Genomic DNA, 20,907 nt, shown 5'->3' on the forward strand with positions numbered 1-20,907 from the left:
TGGTTTTTTGTCAAATTGAGACATCGGTCAAAGGAGAATGATGCATGTTCGAATATTTTTTGTTTGGAATGAAAACGATGTGGGAAAGTCCTGTCTTTAGTTTTGCCTTTTACTTATTAGCCTCTATTCTTTTACTAATCTTTTGGCGACGTTTTATAATTGTCCGTCGTAGTGGTGGTGATTTTTTTGCCCCGTTTCACATTTCCAATGGGAGATTTTATATTCACAATGCTTTTGTATTTGTGAAGAGAATCATTCCGCTGAATAACATCAGAAGGATTGAAGTCAAATATATTCGAAGTGTCAAATTGAATGGGGCAAGTTATCATTTGTGTATCGAAAGAAAAGATGGAAAAGCTGTCAGTTTTTTCTTCGGACAATCAAAACAGAATGATCTCCTTGTGAAGAATCTAAAGAATGAAACTAAAAACTACCATATTAGAATTGTAATAGATGGATAAGTGTTTAGCTTAAGAAAGGAATGATCATGGATAAGCTACAAGAAGTCAGAGAAAATAAACAGTTAAGGACCTTACTGATGACTGAATGTGATATTTATTTTTATGACAAGATAAGTGAAGTTCAGTTTTCAGGGAACAATGAGGAATACTCTCTTGCCTGTAAGGCATTTGCTCAAGACGGTAGTGGGGGAGAATATGTTTTTCTTGAAGATAACAGCATAGGCTTTATCGGAAGTGAGGGCCAAGTGGGAAGAGTAGCAGAAAGTCTGGATGACTTACTGACATTCCTACTTCACGCAGGTTGTATTTCGGATTTTAGCTGTCAGTATCTTTATCAGAACACAGACTTATTGAAAGCATTTTGTAGGGGATATGTGTCTAAAATACGAGAAAGCTATCAGGTTAAGCAGGAAAATTGGAATCTGGTACGAGGAAATATGGCTCAAAAACTATCACTTGATTTCAATCCTAAAAAACTAGAAAAAGTAGCCATGGCATTTTATCAAGCAGCGACAAGGAAGCCTGTCTTTTCCTGTAAGTATATAGACGGTGAAGAAGAATATACCTGTGATTCAGTCTTGTCGGACATTGTGGGCTTGTGGACGACAGAACTTGTAGGAATGAGTAGAGAAGAAATCGAAAGCTATAAAACTTGATAATGTATGATGCTTGTAAGATGATTATTCAACTTTAATGGTATCTTTTCAATGTGAAAGGAAACCGGTCAGTAGGTTGAAAGGTTTATCGTAAGTAACCGAAGGATGCCTGGCATAAGAGAGGATAGATAATGAGTCAGTTAAGAGAAAAGTCTTTCGTTACGCTCAAAGAAGACATAACAAGTAGTTCTCTATTTGACAAGGATCTTCCTATGATATTCTTGGGAGGAATTGCCAATATGGCTGGACACTGAATCTTCATAGGAAAATCGGGGAAAGTGTTATTTTGGATATCATATTTCACATTTTAGAGAACTAAGTGAAGATGAGATATAGGACTTTCGCAGTAGGAAAAATAGATGAGGAGTTGAGAATGAATAATCAGATTGACTTGGCACTTCCGAACCTATACGCAGAATTCTTGAGTAAAATCGACAAAGCAGGAGAGTTGATAATAGAGAATACAGGCATCACCTTATACTCAATACTAGATTTGTTAGAAAAAAACTCCACCTACCAAATAGAAGGGTGGGAACCTGATTTTTTCCTGATTGGGCAAGATGGGGATGTCGCTTTTTTTATAAAGAAAGATTCTGATGACACTATTTATATGAATGATTTGGGGGCATTAGGTTCACTGGAATGAAATCCATATCTTTGAATATTTTCGAGTTTGTGCAACAAGCGAGTGAACATTTTGATTAATGTTACTAAATTTTTAGTAAATGATAATGATTTGGAGAGTGAACAATGAATTTTGATGAGAGTTTACAGCAATACACTTATGAGCATGAGGGAGTGATCTTTGTTTGGGACAAAGAGCCTGATTGTGACTTTATAGATGAAGTTGAACTGTTATCAAAAAATTATCAGGAAAATCTCAATAGAATTATCAACTTTATGCTAGCTGATCTTAAGGAAATGTATGGAGCAGTCAGCGAGGAAGATGTGAAGAACAAGCTGGGGAAACCTATCATTGACTACAATCAAGGAACAGTTAGTTATTGTGAGCAAACCTTCGATGACTGGCACCTATTTGAGTTTGAATTTTGGGATGATCAATTTGAAACATTGAAATGTTTTTCTGTTAATGGGTAAAGGAGAGATTTATGGAATTCCCCCAATGCCTTGATTTTCTTTGTAGAAAACGTATACAAGAAAGGCTTTTCAAAATGCGTGCTTTATGTTATAATATTCACAAATAAAAGTTTAGGAGTTTTTTATGGTCTCTTCAGAATTTATTTCAAAGATTGAATTTGCTTGCAAGAAGAAAGAAAGTCTTTATAGTCAAAGTAAATTCAAATATGCGATTCGTTCCATGTTTGCAGGTGCTTTTTTAACATTTAGTACAGCTGCGGGTGCAGTTGGGGCTGACTTGATTAATAAAATCGCACCTGGTAGTGGACGTTTCCTTTTCCCATTTGTTTTTGCTTGGGGATTGGCCTACATTGTTTTCTTGAATGCTGAGCTAGTAACTTCAAATATGATGTTCTTGACAGCTGGTAGTTTCTTGAAAAAAATCTCTTGGAGAAAAACAGCTGAGATTTTACTTTACTGTACCTTGTTCAACCTTATCGGAGCTTTGATTGCAGGTTGGGGCTTTGCCCACTCAGCAGCCTATGCAAATCTGACACATGATAGCTTCATTTCAGGGGTTGTAGAGATGAAGTTAGGCCGTTCAAATGAATTAGTCTTACTTGAAGGGGTTTTAGCCAATATCTTTGTAAACATTGCCATTCTTTCATTCGTTTTGGTGAAAGATGGTGGGGCCAAACTTTGGCTTGTCTTATCAGCAATTTACATGTTTGTATTCTTAACAAACGAACACATTGCTGCGAACTTTGCTTCTTTTGCGATTGTTAAGTTTAGTGTTGCAGCAGATTCAATTGCTAATTTTGACATACCTAATATTCTTCGTCACTGGGGTGTAACCTTTGTCGGAAACTTTATCGGAGGAGGTCTCTTGATGGGCTTGCCTTACGCCTTCCTCAATAAAAACGAAGATACTTATGTCGATTAAAGAAATGAGCACGAGTGAATCGTGCTTTTTTGTTTGATGTGTAAGACTAGTCATAGTTGTTCCTTATATCAAAATATAGAAAAACGGTATTGGAAAAGACTAGCACAAGATGATACAATATCCCTAATGAAGCTATTTGGAGGTCGTCTTATGACTCGTGATTTTAAATTTGAAACCCTACAATTACATGCTGGGCAAGTAGTTGATCCAGCGACTAAATCCCGTGCAGTACCGATTTATCAAACAACATCCTTCGTTTTTGATGACACGCAAGAAGGTGCCGATTTGTTTGCCTTGAGAAAACCAGGCAATATCTATACTCGTATTACCAACCCTACAACAGCGGCATTTGAAGAAAGAATAGCTGCTCTTGAAGGTGGTGTTGGAGCGCTAGCGACAGCATCAGGTATGGCTGCTGTAACCTACACTATTTTGGCGCTTGCTCACGCAGGTGACCATGTGGTGGCTGCGTCAACTATTTACGGTGGGACCTTCAACCTCTTGAAAGAAACCCTTCCTCGTTATGGGATTACAACAACCTTTGTGGATGTGGATAATTTGGAGGAAGTAGAAGCAGCTATCAATGACAATACCAAACTTGTCTTGATTGAAACCTTGGGGAATCCCTTGATTAACATTCCTGACTTAGAAAAATTGGCTGAGATTGCGCATAAGCACAATATTCCTCTCATTTCAGACAACACTTTTGCCACACCATATTTGATTAACGTCTTCTCTCACGGTGTAGATATTGCCATTCACTCAGCAACTAAGTTTATCGGTGGGCATGGTACGACTATTGGAGGAGTGATTGTTGATAGCGGTCGTTTTGACTGGGAAGCTTCAGGGAAGTTCCCTCAATTTGTTGAGGAAGACCCGAGCTACCATAACTTGAGCTATACTCGGGATGTGGGTGCAGCAGCCTTTATTATCGCTGTTCGTGTTCAATTGCTTCGTGATACAGGTGCTGCCTTGTCACCATTTAATGCCTTTCTCTTACTTCAAGGACTTGAAACCCTCTCTCTTCGTGTTGAACGTCACGTGCAAAATGCAGAGAAAATTGTTGATTTCCTTGTAAATCATCCTAAGGTAGAGAAGGTAAATTATCCAAAACTAGCTGACAGTCCATATCATGCCTTGGCTGAGAAATATTTGCCAAAAGGTGTTGGTTCAATCTTTACCTTCCATGTTAAAGGCGGAGAGGCAGAAGCTCGCAAGGTAATTGATAATTTGGAAATCTTCTCTGACCTTGCAAACGTAGCGGATGCTAAATCGCTTGTTGTCCATCCTGCGACAACCACTCACGGTCAGTTGTCAGAAAAAGACCTAGAAGCAGCAGGAGTCACACCAAACCAAATCCGCTTGTCTATCGGTCTTGAAAATGTAGAGGATTTGATTGAAGATTTGCGTTTGGCCTTGGAAAAAATTTAAAGTAACAGATATAAACAGTGGGTTTCGACTCGCTGTTTTTGATTTTCCCTCAGGCATGATATAATGGATAAAGAAGTCTAGAAAGAGGAAAGTTATGAACGAAATCAAATGTCCCAACTGTGGGGAAGTCTTTACAGTAAATGAAAGCCAGTATGCCGAACTCATATCTCAAGTGAGAACGACAGAGTTTGATAAGGAATTACACGATCGCATGAAGCAGGAGCTGGCCTTGGTTGAGCAAAAGGCCATGAATGAGCAACAGACTAAACTGGCTCAGAAGGACCAAGAAATTGCGCAATTGCAGAGTCAAATCCAAAACTTTGATACAGAGAAAGAGTTAGCTAAGAAGGAAGTTGAGCAGACAAGTCACCAGGCCTTATTAGCAAAGGACAAGGAAGTACAGGCCTTGGAAAACCAATTGGCTACCTTGCGTTTGGAGTATGAAAATCAACTGCAAAAGACTCTCTCTGATTTAGAAAGAGAGCGTGATCAGGTCAAAAACCAGCTCCTCTTGCAGGAAAAGGAAAATGAGCTTTCTCTTGCTTCTGTTAAACAAAACTATGAAGCCCAGCTCAAGGCAGCCAGTGAACAAGTCGAATTCTACAAGAATTTCAAAGCTCAACAATCCACAAAAGCTATCGGTGAAAGTTTGGAACAATATGCAGAGAGTGAGTTTAACAAGGTTCGTAGTTTTGCCTTTCCAAATGCCTACTTTGAGAAGGATAACAAGGTCTCTGCGCGAGGCTCTAAGGGAGATTTTATCTTCCGTGAATGTGATGAAAATGGTATCGAAATCATTTCCATCATGTTTGAAATGAAAAATGAAGCGGATGGAACAGAGAAGAAGCACAAGAATGCCGATTTCTACAAGGAATTAGACAAGGACCGTTGGGAGAAGAACTGTGAGTATGCAGTTTTGGTGACTATGTTAGAAGCAGATAATGACTACTTTAACACAGGGATTGTTGATGTCAGCCACGAGTATGAAAAGATGTATGTGGTTCGCCCTCAATTCTTTATTCAGTTGATTGGTCTCCTGCGAAATGCAGCGCTTAATTCCCTTAAATACAAGCAAGAGTTGGCCTTGGTTCGAGAGCAAAATATCGATATTACACATTTTGAGGAAGATTTGGATGCCTTCAAAGTAGCTTTTGCCAAAAACTACAACTCTGCTTCGACCAACTTTGGTAAAGCAATTGATGAAATCGACAAGGCTATCAAACGGATGGAAGAGGTCAAGAAGTTCCTAACCATATCTGAAAACCAACTCCGCCTCGCTAATAACAAGTTGGAAGATGTTTCGGTTAAAAAATTGACCCGAAAAAATCCAACTATGAAAGCGAAGTTTGAAGCGCTGAAGGGGGGGTGAGGAAATAATGTTTTACTCTTCGAAAAATAAAGTCCTTCAACTAGATCAGAAAAGCATGGATTATGTGACCTTTGGTAAAGGAAAGAAGTCTCTCGTTATCATACCAGGGTTGGGGGATGGATTACAGACAGTTAAGGGCATGGCTCAAATGCTAGCTTTAACTTACCGAGAATTTGCCAAGCTTTATAAAGTTTATGTTTTTAGTCGCATCAATAAGGTGCCAGAAAATTATACAACACGAAATATGGCTGCTGATGTAGCGGAAGCTATGGATGTATTGAAATTAAAAAGTTCTGCCGTCATGGGGATTTCCCAGGGTGGCATGATTGCTCAATGGGTGGCTGTAGATTTCCCAGAAAAGGTTGAAAGATTGATTTTAGCTGTTACAACTGCAAAACTAAGTGAGCTTGGTAGGGAGCGGATTAGACGCTGGCTAAGCCTGAGTCAAATAGGGACTTATAAAGAACTGATGGTTGATATTGCTAGTCACTCTTACACAACTAAATCCTTCGGAAAATTCAAATACCTTTATCGAATAATGGGAATTTTTGGCCGTATTAAAGATAAACAACGCATTGCTATTCAGGCTGTATCTTGTTTGAAACACGATAGCCTAACCATTTTGGAAAAAATAAACTGTTCTACGCTAATCATTGGAGCAGAAAAGGATGATGTTCTAGGCGTAGAAGCTTCACTTGAATTGCATCAGCATATCAAAGATAGCCAGCTCACTATTTTGCCAGAGTGCGGCCATGCACTTTATGAGCAGAATAAGGATTTCCAAAAGAGAGTTTTAGTATTTTTAGAAAGTTAATGAATGAACGGTATTATCAATTTAAAAAAAGAAGCGGGGATGACTTCGCATGATGCGGTTTTTAAACTGCGTAAGATTTTGGGAACCAAGAAGATTGGTCATGGTGGGACCTTGGATCCGGATGTAGTGGGAGTTCTGCCAATCGCGGTTGGCAAGGCAACCCGTATGGTCGAATTTATGCAGGACGAGGGCAAGGTCTATGAGGGGGAAATCACTCTTGGCTATTCAACGACGACTGAGGATGCCAGTGGAGAAGTGGTCGCAGAGACACCTGTTTTGTCGCCCTTGGATGAAACCACTGTCGATGAAGCGATTGCGAGTCTGACTGGGCCTATTACTCAGATTCCACCTATGTATTCGGCTGTCAAGGTCAATGGTCGCAAGCTCTATGAGTATGCGCGTGCTGGTCAGGAAGTGGAGCGTCCAGAACGTCAGGTGGCTATTTATCAATTTGAGCGGACTAGTCCGATTTCTTATGAGAATCACCTCGCACGTTTTACATTTCGTGTGAAATGCAGTAAGGGGACTTATATCCGTACCTTGTCAGTTGACTTGGGAGAGAAGCTTGGTTATGCAGCCCATATGTCCCATCTGACACGGACTAGTGCTGCAGGGTTACAACTGGAGGATGCTCTTACCTTGGACGAAATTGCTGAAAAAGTGGAGGCTGGTCAACTGGACTTTCTCCATCCTCTTGAAATTGGAACGGGGGATCTTGTCAAAGTTTTCCTAAGTCCAGAAGAGGCTACAGAAGTGCGCTTTGGTCGTTTTATCAAGCTAGACCAAACGGACCAAGAATTAGCTGCCTTTGAGGGAGATACATTGCTAGCCATTCTAGAAAAAAGGGGCAATCTCTACAAGCCAAGAAAGGTTTTTGGCTAGTCTAACTTGGAGTGTGGGGATGGATTTGTTTCCCCTAGACTATCCAAATCAGACTATAATTTTTGCTAAAAATGTGATAAAATAGACGACGGATAAAAAAACGGAGGATAGCATGCAAAATAGACCAATCATTATCGGAGTGACAGGTGGTTCTGGTGGAGGAAAAACAAGTGTTTCAAGAGCCATTTTATCGCATTTTCCTGATGAAAAGATTTCCATGATTGAGCATGATTCATACTACAAGGATCAGTCTCACTTGACTTTTGAAGAGCGTGTCAAAACCAACTACGACCATCCATTTGCCTTTGATACAGACTTGATGATCGAGCAGATTAAGGAATTGTTGGCAGGGCGCCCAGTGGATATCCCGACTTATGACTATACAGCGCATACACGGAGTAGCAAGACCTATCGTCAGGAGCCTCAGGATGTCTTTATCGTTGAGGGGATTTTGGTCTTGGAGGACAAGCGTCTGCGCGATTTGATGGATATCAAGATTTTTGTGGATACAGATGATGATGTGCGTATTATTCGTCGGATCAAGCGTGATATGGAAGAGCGTGGCCGTAGTCTGGATAGCGTGATTGACCAATATCTAGGTGTGGTAAAACCTATGTACCACCAGTTCATTGAGCCGACCAAGCGTTATGCCGATATCGTCATTCCTGAAGGGGTCAGCAATACTGTTGCTATCGACCTTTTGACCACCAAAATTTCTAAGATTTTGGAAGAAGCACGAAACAGCAAATAATCAGATGAGGAGGCAATGCCTCCTTTTTCTATTTTTCCTTTCGTTTCGGTATGCAAAAGGAGATTTTTAAGCATGTTTTTGGTATAATAATACCCATGGAAAAGCAAGAAAATGAATAGTAGGTGGAGATGGAAAAGTATTTATCGGTAACAACTTTGACCAAGTATCTGAAAATGAAATTCGATAAAGACCCTTACTTGGAACGGGTCTATTTAACTGGCCAAGTTTCCAACTTTCGTAAACGACCTACTCACCAATATTTCTCCTTAAAAGATGATCATGCAGTCATTCAAGCGACCATCTGGTCAGGGATATATCAGAAATTAGGCTTCGACCTCGAAGAAGGGATGAAAATCAATGTGATTGGGCGAGTTCAGGTTTATGAACCGAGCGGTAGCTATTCTATCATCATTGAAAAAGCTGAGCCTGATGGGGTTGGGGCGCTTGCGATTCAGTTTGAACAACTCAAGAAAAAATTGACAGAAGAAGGTTTATTTCATGAACGCTTCAAGCAACCTCTTCCCCAATTTTCTAAGAGAATCGGTGTGGTAACCAGTCGCAGTGGAGCTGTTATTCGAGATATTATCACGACTGTCAGCAGACGCTTTCCAGGTGTTGATATCCTTCTCTATCCGACTAAGGTGCAAGGTGATGGAGCAGCGGAGGAAATTGCTCGAAATATTGCACGTGCCAATCAATGTGAGGACCTAGATGTTCTCATCATTGGTCGTGGTGGGGGTTCCATTGAGGATCTCTGGGCTTTTAACGAAGAGATTGTGGTACGGGCTATTTTTGAATCCCGTTTGCCAGTTATCTCCAGTGTGGGGCATGAGACAGATGTGACCTTGGCGGACTTTGTAGCTGATTGCCGTGCTGCGACGCCAACAGCTGCAGCTGAACTGGCAACACCTGTAACCAAGTTGGATCTTCTGACCCATTTGCAAAATCAAGAAAAGCGGATGGCGACAGCAGTTCAGAATGTCCTGTCAAGAAAAAAAGAAGCTCTGAAAAAATGCAGTCAGTCAGTAATCTTTAGACAACCAGAGCGTTTGTATGATGGTTATTTGCAACGGTTAGATCAACTGCAACTGCGATTAAAACAAAGTTTGCGAACACGGATTTCTGATAATAAACAGCTAGTCCAAGCAAGGACGCATCAACTAGTCCAATTATCACCTATAACCAAAATCCAGCGTTATCAAGACCGTTTAGGTCAGTTGGACAAGCTCCTACGTAGCCAAATGGCGCTGGTTTATGATGCCAAGGTTGCTGAAGTCAAGAGACTTTCAGAAACTCTACTGATGTTGGATACCAGTCGAATCGTGGCGCGTGGTTATGCTATTGTCAAAAAAGAAGAGTCAGTAGTAGATTCGGTTGAGATGTTGAATAAAAAAGACCAAGTGACGCTTTTGATGCGAGATGGTCAAGTAGAATTAGAGGTTAAAGATGTCAAAACAAAAGAAATTTGAGGAAAATCTAGCAGAACTGGAGACCATTGTCCAAAGTTTAGAAAATGGTGAAATTGCTTTGGAAGATGCGATTGCGGCCTTTCAAAAGGGCATGGTCTTGTCAAAAGAGCTCCAAGCGACGCTGGACAAGGCTGAAAAAACCTTGGTCAAGGTCATGCAAGAAGACGGAACAGAAAGTGATTTTGAATGAAGAAGCAAGAAAAATTAGCTCTTGTTGAATCGGCTTTGGAAGATTTTTATGGAGACCAGCAGTTTGCCTCTAGTTTGCGAGAGTCCGTTCTCTATTCCATTCATGCTGGGGGCAAGCGTATTCGGCCTTTTCTCTTGTTAGAGGTTCTGGAAGCCTTGCAAGTCGCCATTAAACCAGCACACGCGCAGGTGGCAGCGGCCTTGGAAATGATTCATACAGGGAGCTTAATTCACGATGACCTTCCTGCTATGGATGATGACGATTACCGTCGAGGGCGGTTAACCAATCATAAGAAATTTGGCGAAGCGATGGCAATATTGGCAGGAGATGCTTTGTTCCTAGATCCCTATGCCTTAATAGCGCAGGCGGATTTGCCAAGTCAGATCAAGGTGGACTTGATTGCCAACTTATCCCTTGCTTCAGGAAGTCTAGGCATGGTTGCAGGGCAGGTTTTAGATATGGAAGGCGAACACCAGCATTTGTCCTTGGAAGAACTCCAGACCATTCATGCCAATAAAACTGGAAAATTACTAGCCTATCCTTTCCAAGCCGCCGCTATCATAGCAGAATTAGCGCCTGAAATCCAAGCAAAACTGAAAACGGTTGGTGAATTAATCGGACTGGCCTTTCAAGTCAGAGATGATGTGCTGGATGTGACAGCTAGTTTTGAGGAAATCGGTAAGACTCCACAAAAGGATTTACAGGCTGAAAAATCAACCTATCCAGCCTTGTTGGGCTTGGAAGAGGCCATTGCCTTTTGTAACCAAACTTTAGATCAAGCCGAGGCTAAATTAGAAGAAATTGCCCAGCAGATTCCCTTTGAAACAGCACCGATTGTGAAAATAGTAGAAAGTTTGAGAATCAATGGCTAAGGAAAGAGTGGATGTACTAGCTTATAAACAGGGTTTGTTTGAAACGCGTGAACAAGCCAAGCGCGGTGTCATGGCTGGACTAGTCGTAGCAGTCCTTAATGGAGAACGCTTTGACAAGCCAGGAGAGAAAATCCCAGATGATACTGAACTAAAACTCAAGGGTGAAAAACTCAAGTATGTCAGTCGAGGTGGTCTAAAACTGGAAAAGGCTTTGCAGGTCTTTGATTTGTCAGTGGAGGGAGCGACCACGATTGATATTGGGGCCTCCACTGGAGGATTTACTGACGTCATGTTGCAAAATGGTGCTGAGTTAGTTTTTGCAGTCGATGTCGGTACCAATCAGTTGGCTTGGAAATTACGCCAAGACCCACGAGTTGTCAGCATGGAGCAGTTCAATTTTCGCTATGCTGAAAAGACTGATTTTGAGCAGGAACCAAGCTTTGCCAGTATTGATGTGAGTTTCATTTCTCTAAGTTTGATTTTGCCTGCCTTGCACCGTGTCTTGGCTGATCAAGGGCAGGTTGTGGCTCTAGTTAAGCCCCAGTTTGAAGCAGGTCGTGAGCAAATCGGGAAGAATGGAATCATTCGCGATGCCAAGGTTCATCAACATGTCCTTGAATCTGTCACTGCTATGGCAGTTGAACAAGGTTTTTCAGTGCTTGGATTAGACTATTCACCAATCCAAGGTGGACATGGAAACATCGAATTTCTGGCATATTTGAAAAAGGAAGAGGGAGCAAGTAATCAAGTTGCCCCTGAAATAGAAAAAGTTGTAGAGAGAGCACATAGAGAATTTAAAGATGAATAAAAAAGAGAGACTTGAAAAAATTAGAAGATTTGTTACGGATTATCAAATCGGGACTCAGGAAGAAATTGTTGAGCATTTGAAGAAAGCAGGTATTTCTGCTACTCAAGCCACTGTCTCAAGGGATATCAAGGAGCTCGGGATTGTTAAAATTCCTTTGAAGAACAACACCTATATCTATGAGTTGCCAAAATCAATCGTCAAAAGTTTGCAGTTGGCTGAGGACAACATTGTGAGTTCTGAGTTAATGGGAAATATGATCAATCTTTCTGTCATCCCTGGAAATACTACTTTTGTGAAGAGTCAGTTGGTTGAAGCATTTTCTGAACAGATTTTTAGCTGTCTAGCTGATGATGATTCTATCTTAATTGTAGCTAGAACAGCAGAGGCAGCTGAAGAAATTGTTGAACAAGTCAAAAAATGGTAGGTCAGTATGTTACTTGAAATTTCGATAAAAAACTTTGCCATTATTGAGGCGATTTCCCTCAATTTTGAAAAGGGTATGACTGTTTTAACCGGGGAAACGGGTGCTGGAAAGTCTATTATTATCGACGCTATGAATCTCATGTTGGGGGCTCGTGCAACGACAGACGTTATTCGTCACGGTGCGCCAAAGGCAGAGATTGAGGGACTTTTTTCGGTTGAAAATAGTCGCCTTTTACAGGAACTTTTTGAAGAGCAAGGTTTGGAAATGGGTGATGAGATTATCATCCGGCGTGAAATTTTGCAAAATGGTCGTAGTGTTAGTCGCGTGAATGGTCAGATGGTCAATCTTTCTGTCTTGCGTGCCATTGGGCAACACCTTGTGGATATCCATGGTCAGCATGACCAAGAAGAGTTAATGCGTCCTCAACTGCACATCCAGATGTTGGATGAGTTTGGTGATGCTGCTTTCTTGGACTTGAAGGAGACCTATCAGACGAGCTTTGATGCCTATCGCAAAATGCGCAAGCAGGTTCTGGAAGTCAAGAAAAACCAGCAGGAACACAAGGCACGTATCGAAATGTTGGAATTTCAAATGGCTGAGATTGAGGCTGCGAACTTGCAGGCTGGTGAAGACTTGGCTCTCAACCAAGAACGAGATAAGCTTCTCAATCATAAGAATATTGCGGATACGCTAACTAATGCCTACACTATGTTGGACAATGAGGAATTCTCCAGTCTTGCTAATGTCCGTTCAGCCATGAATGACATGGAAAGTGTCGAAGAATACGACCCTGAATACCGTGAAATTTCAAGTTCTCTGTCAGAGACCTACTATGTTTTAGAAGATATTAGCAAGCGTTTGGAAGATATTATTGAGGACTTGGATTTTGATGGCAATCGCCTCATGCAGGTTGAGAATCGCCTAGATCTTCTGAATACTATTACCCGCAAGTATGGTGGAACTGTGGACGACGTTTTGCTTTATTTTGCCAAGATTACGGATGAGTACAATCTCTTGACAGGTAATAATCTTTCGTCTGAGGACATGGAAGCAGAGCTCAAGAAATTGGAAGTTAATCTTGTTGATTTGGCAGGGCAGCTTGCATCTGCTCGTCATGATTTGGCCCAGCAGCTTGAGGCAGAGATTAAACAAGAACTTCAGGACCTCTATATGGAGAAGGCACAATTCCAGGTTCGCTTTAGCAAGGGCAAATTTAGTCGGGAGGGGAATGAAACGGTCGAGTTTTATATTTCTACCAACCCAGGTGAAGACTTTAAACCCTTGGTCAAAGTTGCATCTGGTGGGGAATTATCCCGTCTCATGTTAGCTATCAAGTCTGCCTTTTCTCGCAAAGAAGGCAAGACCAGTATTGTCTTTGATGAAGTGGATACGGGAGTTTCAGGTCGCGTGGCCCAAGCCATCGCTCAGAAGATTCATAAGATTGGCCAGCATGGTCAGGTTCTTGCTATTTCTCACCTTCCACAAGTAATTGCTATCGCGGATTATCAATTCTTTATTGAGAAGATTAGCGATGAGCACTCAACGGTGTCGACGGTTCGCCTCTTGACTTTAGAAGAGCGAGTAGAGGAAGTAGCTAAAATGTTGGCTGGGGAAAATGTAACAGAAGCTGCCCTTACTCAAGCCAGAGAATTATTGCAAACGAGGATGAAATAAATGACAGACTATTATGTAATTGGAGATGTTCACGGAAAGGCAGGTATGCTAGAAGATCTGCTCAAAACCTGGGATGGTCAAACTCAGCTGCTCTTTCTAGGGGATTTGATTGACCGTGGTGAAGACAGTCGCCGTGTTCTAGAAATGGTCAAAGAATTGGTCGACAATCATGGAGCTATCTGTCTATCAGGAAACCATGAGTATATGTTTCTGACTTGGCTCGATAATCCAGAAGAAAGTTATGACCATTATCGTCGCAATGGTGGTGATACAACCATTAACTCTATTTTAGGTCGTCCCTTGGATGCACCAGTTGATGGCGTAGAAGATGCCAAGCGCGTTGCGACTGAAGCAGCAGACTTGGTCGAATTTATTCGTCAAATGCCTTTTGTAGTAGAGACAGGCAAATATATCTTTGTTCACGCAGGTATTGATTTAACTTTGGATGATTGGCATGAAACAACAGATTATAAGAAAGTCTGGCTCAGAAAGCCATTCCACGAAGCCGAAAATCATACTGGGAAAACCATTGTCTTTGGGCATACACCAGTTTATGGCTTACTGAAGCAAGACCGAGGTACAGCTGAGCTTTGGATAACAGAGGATGGCAAGATTGGCATGGATGGAGGAGCTGTCTATGGTGGTGTCCTTCATGGAATCGTCTTTACAGACCAAGGAATGACAGAACACCACTTTATCGAAAATGATGGTTTTATTGCCGAAGATTAGTACTCCTAGCAGGGTATGGTCTTGTCAAAATGTTAAAAACAATTTATAATTAATAGATACCCTGAAAGGAAGAGCATCATGAACTTAGAAGAATTGAAGAAACGACAGGAGAAGATTCGGAACTTCTCTATTATCGCCCATATTGACCATGGGAAGTCAACGCTGGCAGACCGCATTTTGGAAAAGACGGAGACGGTTTCTAGTCGTGAAATGCAAGCCCAGCTTCTGGATAGTATGGATCTTGAGCGTGAACGTGGGATTACCATTAAACTCAATGCCATTGAGCTTAATTATACTGCAAAAGATGGCGAGACCTATATTTTCCACTTGATTGATACGCCGGGGCACGTGGATTTTACCTATGAAGTGTCGCGTTCGCTAGCTGCCTGTGAAGGAGCGATTTTGGTGGTTGATGCTGCACAAGGAATTGAGGCACAAACTCTTGCCAACGTTTATCTAGCATTGGACAATGATTTGGAAATCCTGCCAGTTATTAACAAGATTGACCTACCAGCTGCGGATCCAGAACGTGTGCGTACAGAGATTGAGGATGTCATCGGACTAGATGCCAGCGAAGCAGTCTTGGCTTCAGCCAAAGCTGGTATTGGTATTGAAGAAATTCTTGAGCAGATCGTTGAAAAAGTTCCAGCTCCAACGGGTGATGTTGCAGCACCACTCAAAGCCTTGATTTTCGACTCTGTTTACGATGCTTACCGTGGGGTTATCCTGCAAGTGCGTGTTATGGACGGAGTGGTCAAACCTGGTGATAAGATTCAGCTCATGAGCAATGGCAAGACCTTTGATGTGACGGAAGTTGGTATTTTCACACCGAAAGCAGTTGGTCGTGATTTTCTTGCGACTGGTGACGTTGGTTATATTGCGGCTTCTATCAAGACGGTTCAAGACACTCGTGTGGGTGATACAGTGACCCTAGCAAGCAATCCAGCAGCAGAACCGCTAGATGGATACAAGCAGATGAATCCTATGGTCTTTGCAGGTCTTTACCCAATCGAGTCAAACAAGTACAATGACCTTCGTGAAGCCCTTGAAAAATTGCAACTTAACGATGCCAGCCTGCAGTTTGAACCAGAAACATCTCAGGCTCTTGGATTTGGTTTCCGTTGTGGATTCCTTGGGCTTCTCCATATGGATGTTATCCAAGAGCGTTTAGAACGTGAGTTCAACATTGACCTCATCATGACAGCACCGTCTGTTATCTATAAGGTTAATCAAACTGATGGTGAGTCTATGGATGTGTCTAACCCCTCTGAATTTCCAGATCCAACTAAGATTGCGACCATTGAAGAACCGTATGTCAAGGCACAAATCATGGTACCACAGGAGTTTGTCGGAGCAGTGATGGAACTGGCTCAGCGTAAGCGTGGGGACTTTGTGACCATGGACTATATTGATGATAATCGTGTCAATGTTATCTATCAAATTCCACTTGCTGAAATTGTCTTTGACTTTTTTGATAAGCTCAAGTCTTCGACGCGTGGTTATGCAAGCTTTGACTACGAATTGTCAGAGTACCGCCCATCTAAGCTGGTCAAAATGGATATCCTTCTCAATGGAGACAAGGTGGACGCCCTCAGTTTTATCGTTCACAAGGATTTTGCCTACGAACGTGGGAAACTCATCGTTGATAAGCTCAAGAAAATCATCCCTCGTCAACAATTTGAAGTGCCGATTCAAGCAGCTATTGGGCACAAGATCGTGGCTCGTACTGATATCAAGGCCCTTCGTAAAAACGTACTTGCCAAATGTTATGGTGGTGACGTTTCTCGTAAACGCAAACTCCTTGAAAAACAAAAAGCTGGTAAGAAACGCATGAAAGCTATCGGATCAGTAGAAGTCCCACAAGAAGCCTTCCTTAGCGTCTTGAGCATGGATGAAGAATAGAAATAAAAAAACAAAACTCTTGAAAAATCTTCAAGAGTTTTTGCTTTTAATGAGAGCTATAAAATCAGAAACTAACAGAATCGATTAGGTCAGAATTTGACAGAAGTTCTTATTTTTCTTATAATGCAGATGGAGAGGTGGTAGGATGAAAAAATTATTGATTTTAGGTACTGTAGTTACTGTTAGTGCTTTTTTAGCTTCATGCTCTAGTAAGCCGCAAACTGCAACCGAAGAAAGTTCGACTGCAGTTGTTAGTTCTTCTAGCAGTCAAGAAACGAGTAGCTCTAGCTCTGCTGTTTCTGAAGCGAAAAAGGAAGAGACGCAAATCATCGGCTCGAAAGAGTATGGTTTTGTCAAGGTACCCAAATCATGGGTTCGATTCCATGAAGTAGAAGGTGGAAATGATATACAGTATAGTGATGGAACAGATATCAACATTGTTACGCTAAATACCTTCAAGGCTGAGCAGTTTAATATCAGCGAAGAAGAATATGCTAAACTGGATGTTGTGACTGTCTCATCTAGTATTTTAACTTCTAAAGAACAAAGTTCTGATTTCAGTAAGGTTTGGGGCTCCAAATCGACCATTGGAGGCTATGAAGCCTATGTTGTCAATGCAATTGCTAAGTCAGGGAAATACCTCGTTACCTGGGTTTTCCGATCAAATGATGGTAAAATCCGCTATGTTTCACTTGAAGGAGATGGGGAAACTTTAAAAACAATCTTACCGATGGTTGAAAGTAGCTGGTCAACTACTAAATCTGAATAAATGAAAAAAAGAAGATCCTTGGTCTTCTTTTTATTTTTTTTACGAATAGATAGATGAGTAGAAAAAGAAATGGAGTTGTATATGAAGATCACAAACTATGAGATTTACAAATTGAGAAAAGCTGGGCTGAGCAATCAACAAATTTTAACGGTTCTTGAATACGATGAGACTGTAGATCAGGAGCTCTTGCTAGGTGATATTGCGGAACTATCGGGGTGTCGTAATCCTGCTGTCTTTATGGAACGCTATTTCCAGATAGATGATGCACAGTTGGAGAAGGAGTTTCAGAAATTTCCATCCTTTTCTATTCTTGATGACTGTTATCCTTGGGATCTGAGCGAGATTTATGATGCTCCAGTGCTCTTGTTTTATAAGGGAAATCTAGACCTGTTGAAGTTTCCAAAGGTTGCTCTTGTAGGGAGTCGTTCATGTTCTAGTCAGGGAGCAAAATCGGTCCAGAAAGTCATTCAAGGTTTGGAAAACGAGTTAATTGTGGTCAGTGGTTTAGCCAAAGGGATTGATACGGCTGCCCATATGGCTGCACTCCAGAATGGAGGAAGAACAATTGCAGTGATTGGAACAGGATTGGATGTTTTTTATCCCCACGCCAATAAACGTTTGCAGGAACACATTGGCAATCACCATTTGGTACTTAGCGAGTACGGACCTGGAGAGGAACCCTTGAAATTTCATTTTCCAGCCCGTAATCGTATCATTGCAGGATTGTGTCGTGGAGTTATTGTGGCAGAGGCAAGGATGCGTTCGGGCAGTCTTATCACCTGTGAGCGAGCTATGGAGGAAGGGCGTGATGTTTTTGCCATTCCAGGAAACATTTTAGATGGCCATTCAGATGGCTGTCACCACCTGATCCAAGAGGGAGCAAAGCTGATTTCCAGTGGTCAAGATGTGTTGGCTGAGTTTGAATTTTAAGGAGAAATTTGTTCACTCAGATAAACTTTTCTTCTATATATAGGACTTAGGTCTTGACAGCTATAGAAAAATGGTTTACACTTTATAAAGTTTATTACTTTGAAAAGGTGTGATAGTGTGGCTACGGCAACAAAGAAGAAAAAATCAACAGTTAAAAAAAATCTAGTCATCGTAGAGTCGCCTGCTAAGGCGAAAACGATTGAGAAATATCTAGGCAGAAATTACAAGGTTTTAGCCAGTGTCGGGCATATCCGTGATTTGAAGAAATCCAGTATGTCAGTCGACATTGAAAATAACTATGAACCGCAGTATATCAATATCCGAGGCAAAGGCCCTCTCATCAATGATCTGAAAAAAGAAGCCAAAAAGGCCAATAAAGTCTTTCTGGCGAGTGACCCGGACCGTGAAGGAGAAGCAATTTCCTGGCATTTGGCTCATATTCTCGATTTGGATGAGAATGATGCCAATCGTGTGGTCTTTAATGAAATCACCAAGGACGCAGTAAAAAATGCCTTTAAAGAACCTCGTAAGATTGACATGGACTTGGTCGATGCCCAACAAGCTCGTCGTGTCTTAGACCGCTTGGTCGGGTATTCAATTTCGCCTATTTTGTGGAAAAAGGTCAAGAAGGGCTTATCAGCAGGACGCGTGCAGTCAGTTGCCCTTAAGCTCATCATTGACCGTGAAAATGAAATCAATGCCTTCCAACCGGAAGAATACTGGACAATTGATGGTGTCTTTAAGAAGGGAACCAAGCAATTTCAGGCTTCTTTCTATGGTATGAATGGCAAAAAGATGAAATTGACCACCAATGAAGAGGTCAAAGAAGTCTTATCCCATTTGACTAGCAAAGATTTCACAGTGGATCAGGTAGATAAGAAAGAACGCAAACGCAATGCACCCCTACCTTATACAACTTCAACCATGCAGATGGATGCGGCTAACAAAATCAATTTCCGTACTCGAAAGACTATGATGGTGGCCCAACAGCTCTATGAAGGGATCAATATCGGATCAGGCGTGCAAGGTTTGATTACCTATATGCGTACAGACTCGACTCGTATCAGTCCTGTGGCTCAGAACGAAGCAGCAAGCTATATTAACGACCGCTTTGGTAGCAAGTATTCCAAGCATGGTAGTAAGGTCAAGAATGCCTCAGGTGCTCAGGATGCCCACGAAGCCATTCGTCCATCTAGTGTCTTTAACACACCTGAAAGCATCGCTAAGTACTTGGACAAAGACCAGCTCAAGCTCTATACCCTTATCTGGAACCGTTTTGTGGCCAGCCAGATGACAGGCGCTATCTTTGATACCATGGCTGTTAAGCTTTCTCAAAATGGCGTTCAGTTTGCGGCAAATGGAAGTCAAGTTAAGTTTGATGGGTATCTTGCCATTTATAATGACTCTGACAAGAACAAGATGTTGCCAGATATGGCAGTAGGAGATGTGGTCAAGCAGGTCAATAGCAAGCCAGAACAACATTTCACTCAACCGCCAGCTCGCTATTCGGAAGCGACCCTTATCAAGACCTTGGAAGAAAATGGAGTTGGACGTCCGTCAACCTATGCTCCGACAATTGAAACCATCCAAAAACGCTACTACGTTCGTCTGGCAGCTAAACGCTTTGAACCGACAGAACTGGGAGAAATTGTTAATAAACTCATTGTTGAATATTTCCCAGATATTGTCAATGTGACCTTCACAGCTGAGATGGAAGGAAAACTGGATGATGTCGAAGTTGGTAAAGAGCAGTGGCAACGCGTTATTGATGAATTTTATAAACCATTCTCCAAAGAAGTAGCCAAGGCTGAAGCTGAAATGGAAAAAATCCAGATCAAGGATGAGCCAGCTGGATTTGATTGTGAAGTTTGTGGCAGTCCGATGGTCATTAAGCTCGGTCGTTTTGGTAAATTCTATGCTTGTAGTAATTTCCCAGACTGCCGTCACACACAAGCGATTGTCAAAGAGATTGGAGTCGAGTGTCCGAGCTGTCATCAAGGACAAATCATCGAACGCAAAACCAAGCGCAATCGTATCTTCTATGGTTGCAATCGCTATCCAGAATGTGAATTTACTTCCTGGGACAAACCAATTGGCCGTGACTGTCCAAAATGCGGACACTTTCTTGTGGAGAAAAAAGTCCGTGGTGGTGGTAAGCAGGTTGTATGTAGTAATGGCGACTACGAAGAGGAAAAAATTAAGTAAAATGAAGAGTCCTGAAAATGATTTTCAGGCTCTTTTTGGTTGGAGCTTGACAAATTTCCCCCTTGTGTGCGAAACTAGAGGAAGAGTAATTTATCTAGGAGAAATCATGCGTATCATTTATCTCTGTATTGGCTTTATTTCACTGGCTTTAGCTGTGATTGGAGTTGTCCTACCACTTTTACCAACAACCCCCTTTCTTTTGTTAGCTATCGCTTGCTTTTCAAAATCTTCTAAGCGTTTTGAAGACTGGCTTTATCATACAAAGCTTTATCAAACCTATGTAGCTGACTTTCGGGAAACCAAGTCAATCGCGCGAGAACGTAAGAAAAAAATCATCGTATCCATCTACATCTTGATGGGGATTTCTATTTATTTTGCCCCTCTTTTACCAGTCAAAATTGGTCTGGGAGCCTTGACTATCTTTATCACCTACTATCTTTTTAAAGTCATTCCTGACAAAGAATAGTTAAAATAGTAGTAATTTGCCTTGATAAAAATAAAAGCATATTTAAAATAATATGATATAATAAATTTAAAGAAAATATCAAGGA

The 20,907-nt window shown here is 41.5% G+C and carries 23 protein-coding genes; all 23 read left to right on the forward strand.

Going from position 1 to position 20,907, the window contains the following annotated elements; translation table 11 throughout:
- The first annotated feature begins 44 nt into the window (after positions 1-44).
- The 23 genes from HMPREF1149_RS02475 (at position 45) to HMPREF1149_RS02580 (ending at position 20,822) form a co-directional block, all read left to right on the forward strand.
- Positions 45-461 carry a hypothetical protein gene (locus HMPREF1149_RS02475; RefSeq protein ID WP_000464445.1) on the forward strand — a complete coding sequence of 139 codons (417 nt, stop codon included), beginning with the start codon at positions 45-47 and terminating at the stop codon, positions 459-461.
- Positions 462-487: 26 nt separating this feature from the next.
- Positions 488-1,117: a hypothetical protein gene (locus HMPREF1149_RS02480; protein WP_000359635.1), complete on the forward strand. Its 630-nt coding sequence runs from the start codon at positions 488-490 to the stop codon at positions 1,115-1,117.
- Between the two features lie 131 nt (positions 1,118-1,248).
- Positions 1,249-1,371: a hypothetical protein gene (locus tag HMPREF1149_RS11610; protein WP_009066810.1), complete on the forward strand. Its 123-nt coding sequence runs from the start codon at positions 1,249-1,251 to the stop codon at positions 1,369-1,371.
- 119 nt (positions 1,372-1,490) lie between these two features.
- Entirely contained in the window at positions 1,491-1,763 is a 273-nt protein-coding gene (locus tag HMPREF1149_RS02485) for a hypothetical protein (RefSeq protein WP_009066887.1), read from the forward strand.
- Positions 1,764-1,867: 104 nt separating this feature from the next.
- Positions 1,868-2,215 (forward strand): hypothetical protein, encoded by a 348-nt coding sequence (locus tag HMPREF1149_RS02490; RefSeq protein WP_001008302.1) that lies wholly within the window; start codon positions 1,868-1,870, stop codon positions 2,213-2,215.
- A 124-nt stretch (positions 2,216-2,339) separates the two neighbouring features.
- Positions 2,340-3,137, forward strand: coding sequence for a formate/nitrite transporter family protein (locus HMPREF1149_RS02495; RefSeq protein ID WP_000254788.1), 798 nt, complete (start codon positions 2,340-2,342; stop codon positions 3,135-3,137).
- Between the two features lie 150 nt (positions 3,138-3,287).
- Positions 3,288-4,568 (forward strand): O-acetylhomoserine aminocarboxypropyltransferase/cysteine synthase family protein, encoded by a 1,281-nt coding sequence (locus HMPREF1149_RS02500; protein ID WP_000196315.1) that lies wholly within the window; start codon positions 3,288-3,290, stop codon positions 4,566-4,568.
- Positions 4,569-4,662: 94 nt separating this feature from the next.
- On the forward strand, positions 4,663-5,937 hold the full coding sequence (locus HMPREF1149_RS02505) for a DUF2130 domain-containing protein (RefSeq protein ID WP_001002595.1): 1,275 nt from the start codon (positions 4,663-4,665) through the stop codon (positions 5,935-5,937).
- A 7-nt stretch (positions 5,938-5,944) separates the two neighbouring features.
- Positions 5,945-6,751, forward strand: coding sequence for an alpha/beta fold hydrolase (locus tag HMPREF1149_RS02510; protein ID WP_000500079.1), 807 nt, complete (start codon positions 5,945-5,947; stop codon positions 6,749-6,751).
- Positions 6,752-6,754: 3 nt separating this feature from the next.
- On the forward strand, positions 6,755-7,633 hold the full coding sequence (truB, locus tag HMPREF1149_RS02515) for a tRNA pseudouridine(55) synthase TruB (RefSeq protein WP_001013281.1): 879 nt from the start codon (positions 6,755-6,757) through the stop codon (positions 7,631-7,633).
- 112 nt (positions 7,634-7,745) lie between these two features.
- A complete protein-coding gene (gene udk / locus HMPREF1149_RS02520) occupies positions 7,746-8,384 on the forward strand; it encodes a uridine kinase (protein ID WP_001181370.1) in 639 nt (212 codons plus the stop codon).
- A gap of 128 nt (positions 8,385-8,512) precedes the next feature.
- A complete protein-coding gene (gene xseA / locus HMPREF1149_RS02525) occupies positions 8,513-9,853 on the forward strand; it encodes an exodeoxyribonuclease VII large subunit (protein ID WP_000417455.1) in 1,341 nt (446 codons plus the stop codon).
- Entirely contained in the window at positions 9,831-10,043 is a 213-nt protein-coding gene (locus tag HMPREF1149_RS02530) for an exodeoxyribonuclease VII small subunit (protein WP_000043226.1), read from the forward strand. The genes xseA and HMPREF1149_RS02530 overlap by 23 nt, the downstream gene beginning before the upstream one ends.
- Complete coding sequence (locus HMPREF1149_RS02535) at positions 10,040-10,915, forward strand: polyprenyl synthetase family protein (RefSeq protein WP_000743800.1); 876 nt, start codon at positions 10,040-10,042, stop codon at positions 10,913-10,915. Before HMPREF1149_RS02530 ends, HMPREF1149_RS02535 begins: the two co-directional genes overlap by 4 nt.
- Positions 10,908-11,723 carry a TlyA family RNA methyltransferase gene (locus tag HMPREF1149_RS02540; protein ID WP_001041082.1) on the forward strand — a complete coding sequence of 272 codons (816 nt, stop codon included), beginning with the start codon at positions 10,908-10,910 and terminating at the stop codon, positions 11,721-11,723. The genes HMPREF1149_RS02535 and HMPREF1149_RS02540 overlap by 8 nt, the downstream gene beginning before the upstream one ends.
- Positions 11,716-12,147 carry an arginine repressor gene (locus HMPREF1149_RS02545; protein ID WP_001034405.1) on the forward strand — a complete coding sequence of 144 codons (432 nt, stop codon included), beginning with the start codon at positions 11,716-11,718 and terminating at the stop codon, positions 12,145-12,147. Before HMPREF1149_RS02540 ends, HMPREF1149_RS02545 begins: the two co-directional genes overlap by 8 nt.
- A gap of 6 nt (positions 12,148-12,153) precedes the next feature.
- Positions 12,154-13,821 (forward strand): DNA repair protein RecN, encoded by a 1,668-nt coding sequence (gene recN, locus HMPREF1149_RS02550; RefSeq protein ID WP_000923554.1) that lies wholly within the window; start codon positions 12,154-12,156, stop codon positions 13,819-13,821.
- Entirely contained in the window at positions 13,822-14,550 is a 729-nt protein-coding gene (locus HMPREF1149_RS02555) for a metallophosphoesterase family protein (RefSeq protein WP_000133360.1), read from the forward strand.
- A gap of 78 nt (positions 14,551-14,628) precedes the next feature.
- On the forward strand, positions 14,629-16,452 hold the full coding sequence (lepA, locus tag HMPREF1149_RS02560) for a translation elongation factor 4 (protein ID WP_001047193.1): 1,824 nt from the start codon (positions 14,629-14,631) through the stop codon (positions 16,450-16,452).
- A 145-nt stretch (positions 16,453-16,597) separates the two neighbouring features.
- Positions 16,598-17,221: a hypothetical protein gene (locus tag HMPREF1149_RS02565; RefSeq protein ID WP_000734771.1), complete on the forward strand. Its 624-nt coding sequence runs from the start codon at positions 16,598-16,600 to the stop codon at positions 17,219-17,221.
- Between the two features lie 81 nt (positions 17,222-17,302).
- Positions 17,303-18,151, forward strand: a complete 849-nt coding sequence (gene dprA / locus HMPREF1149_RS02570) for a DNA-processing protein DprA (RefSeq protein ID WP_000705330.1) — start codon at positions 17,303-17,305, stop codon at positions 18,149-18,151.
- Positions 18,152-18,268: 117 nt separating this feature from the next.
- Positions 18,269-20,356, forward strand: coding sequence for a type I DNA topoisomerase (gene topA, locus HMPREF1149_RS02575; protein WP_000179624.1), 2,088 nt, complete (start codon positions 18,269-18,271; stop codon positions 20,354-20,356).
- A gap of 106 nt (positions 20,357-20,462) precedes the next feature.
- Positions 20,463-20,822, forward strand: a complete 360-nt coding sequence (locus HMPREF1149_RS02580; RefSeq protein ID WP_001220350.1) for a YbaN family protein — start codon at positions 20,463-20,465, stop codon at positions 20,820-20,822.
- Positions 20,823-20,907 lie beyond the last annotated feature (85 nt).

Origin of the sequence: Streptococcus sp. BS35b, from assembly GCF_000286475.1 — a bacterium.
Lineage (GTDB): Bacteria > Bacillota > Bacilli > Lactobacillales > Streptococcaceae > Streptococcus > Streptococcus oralis_W.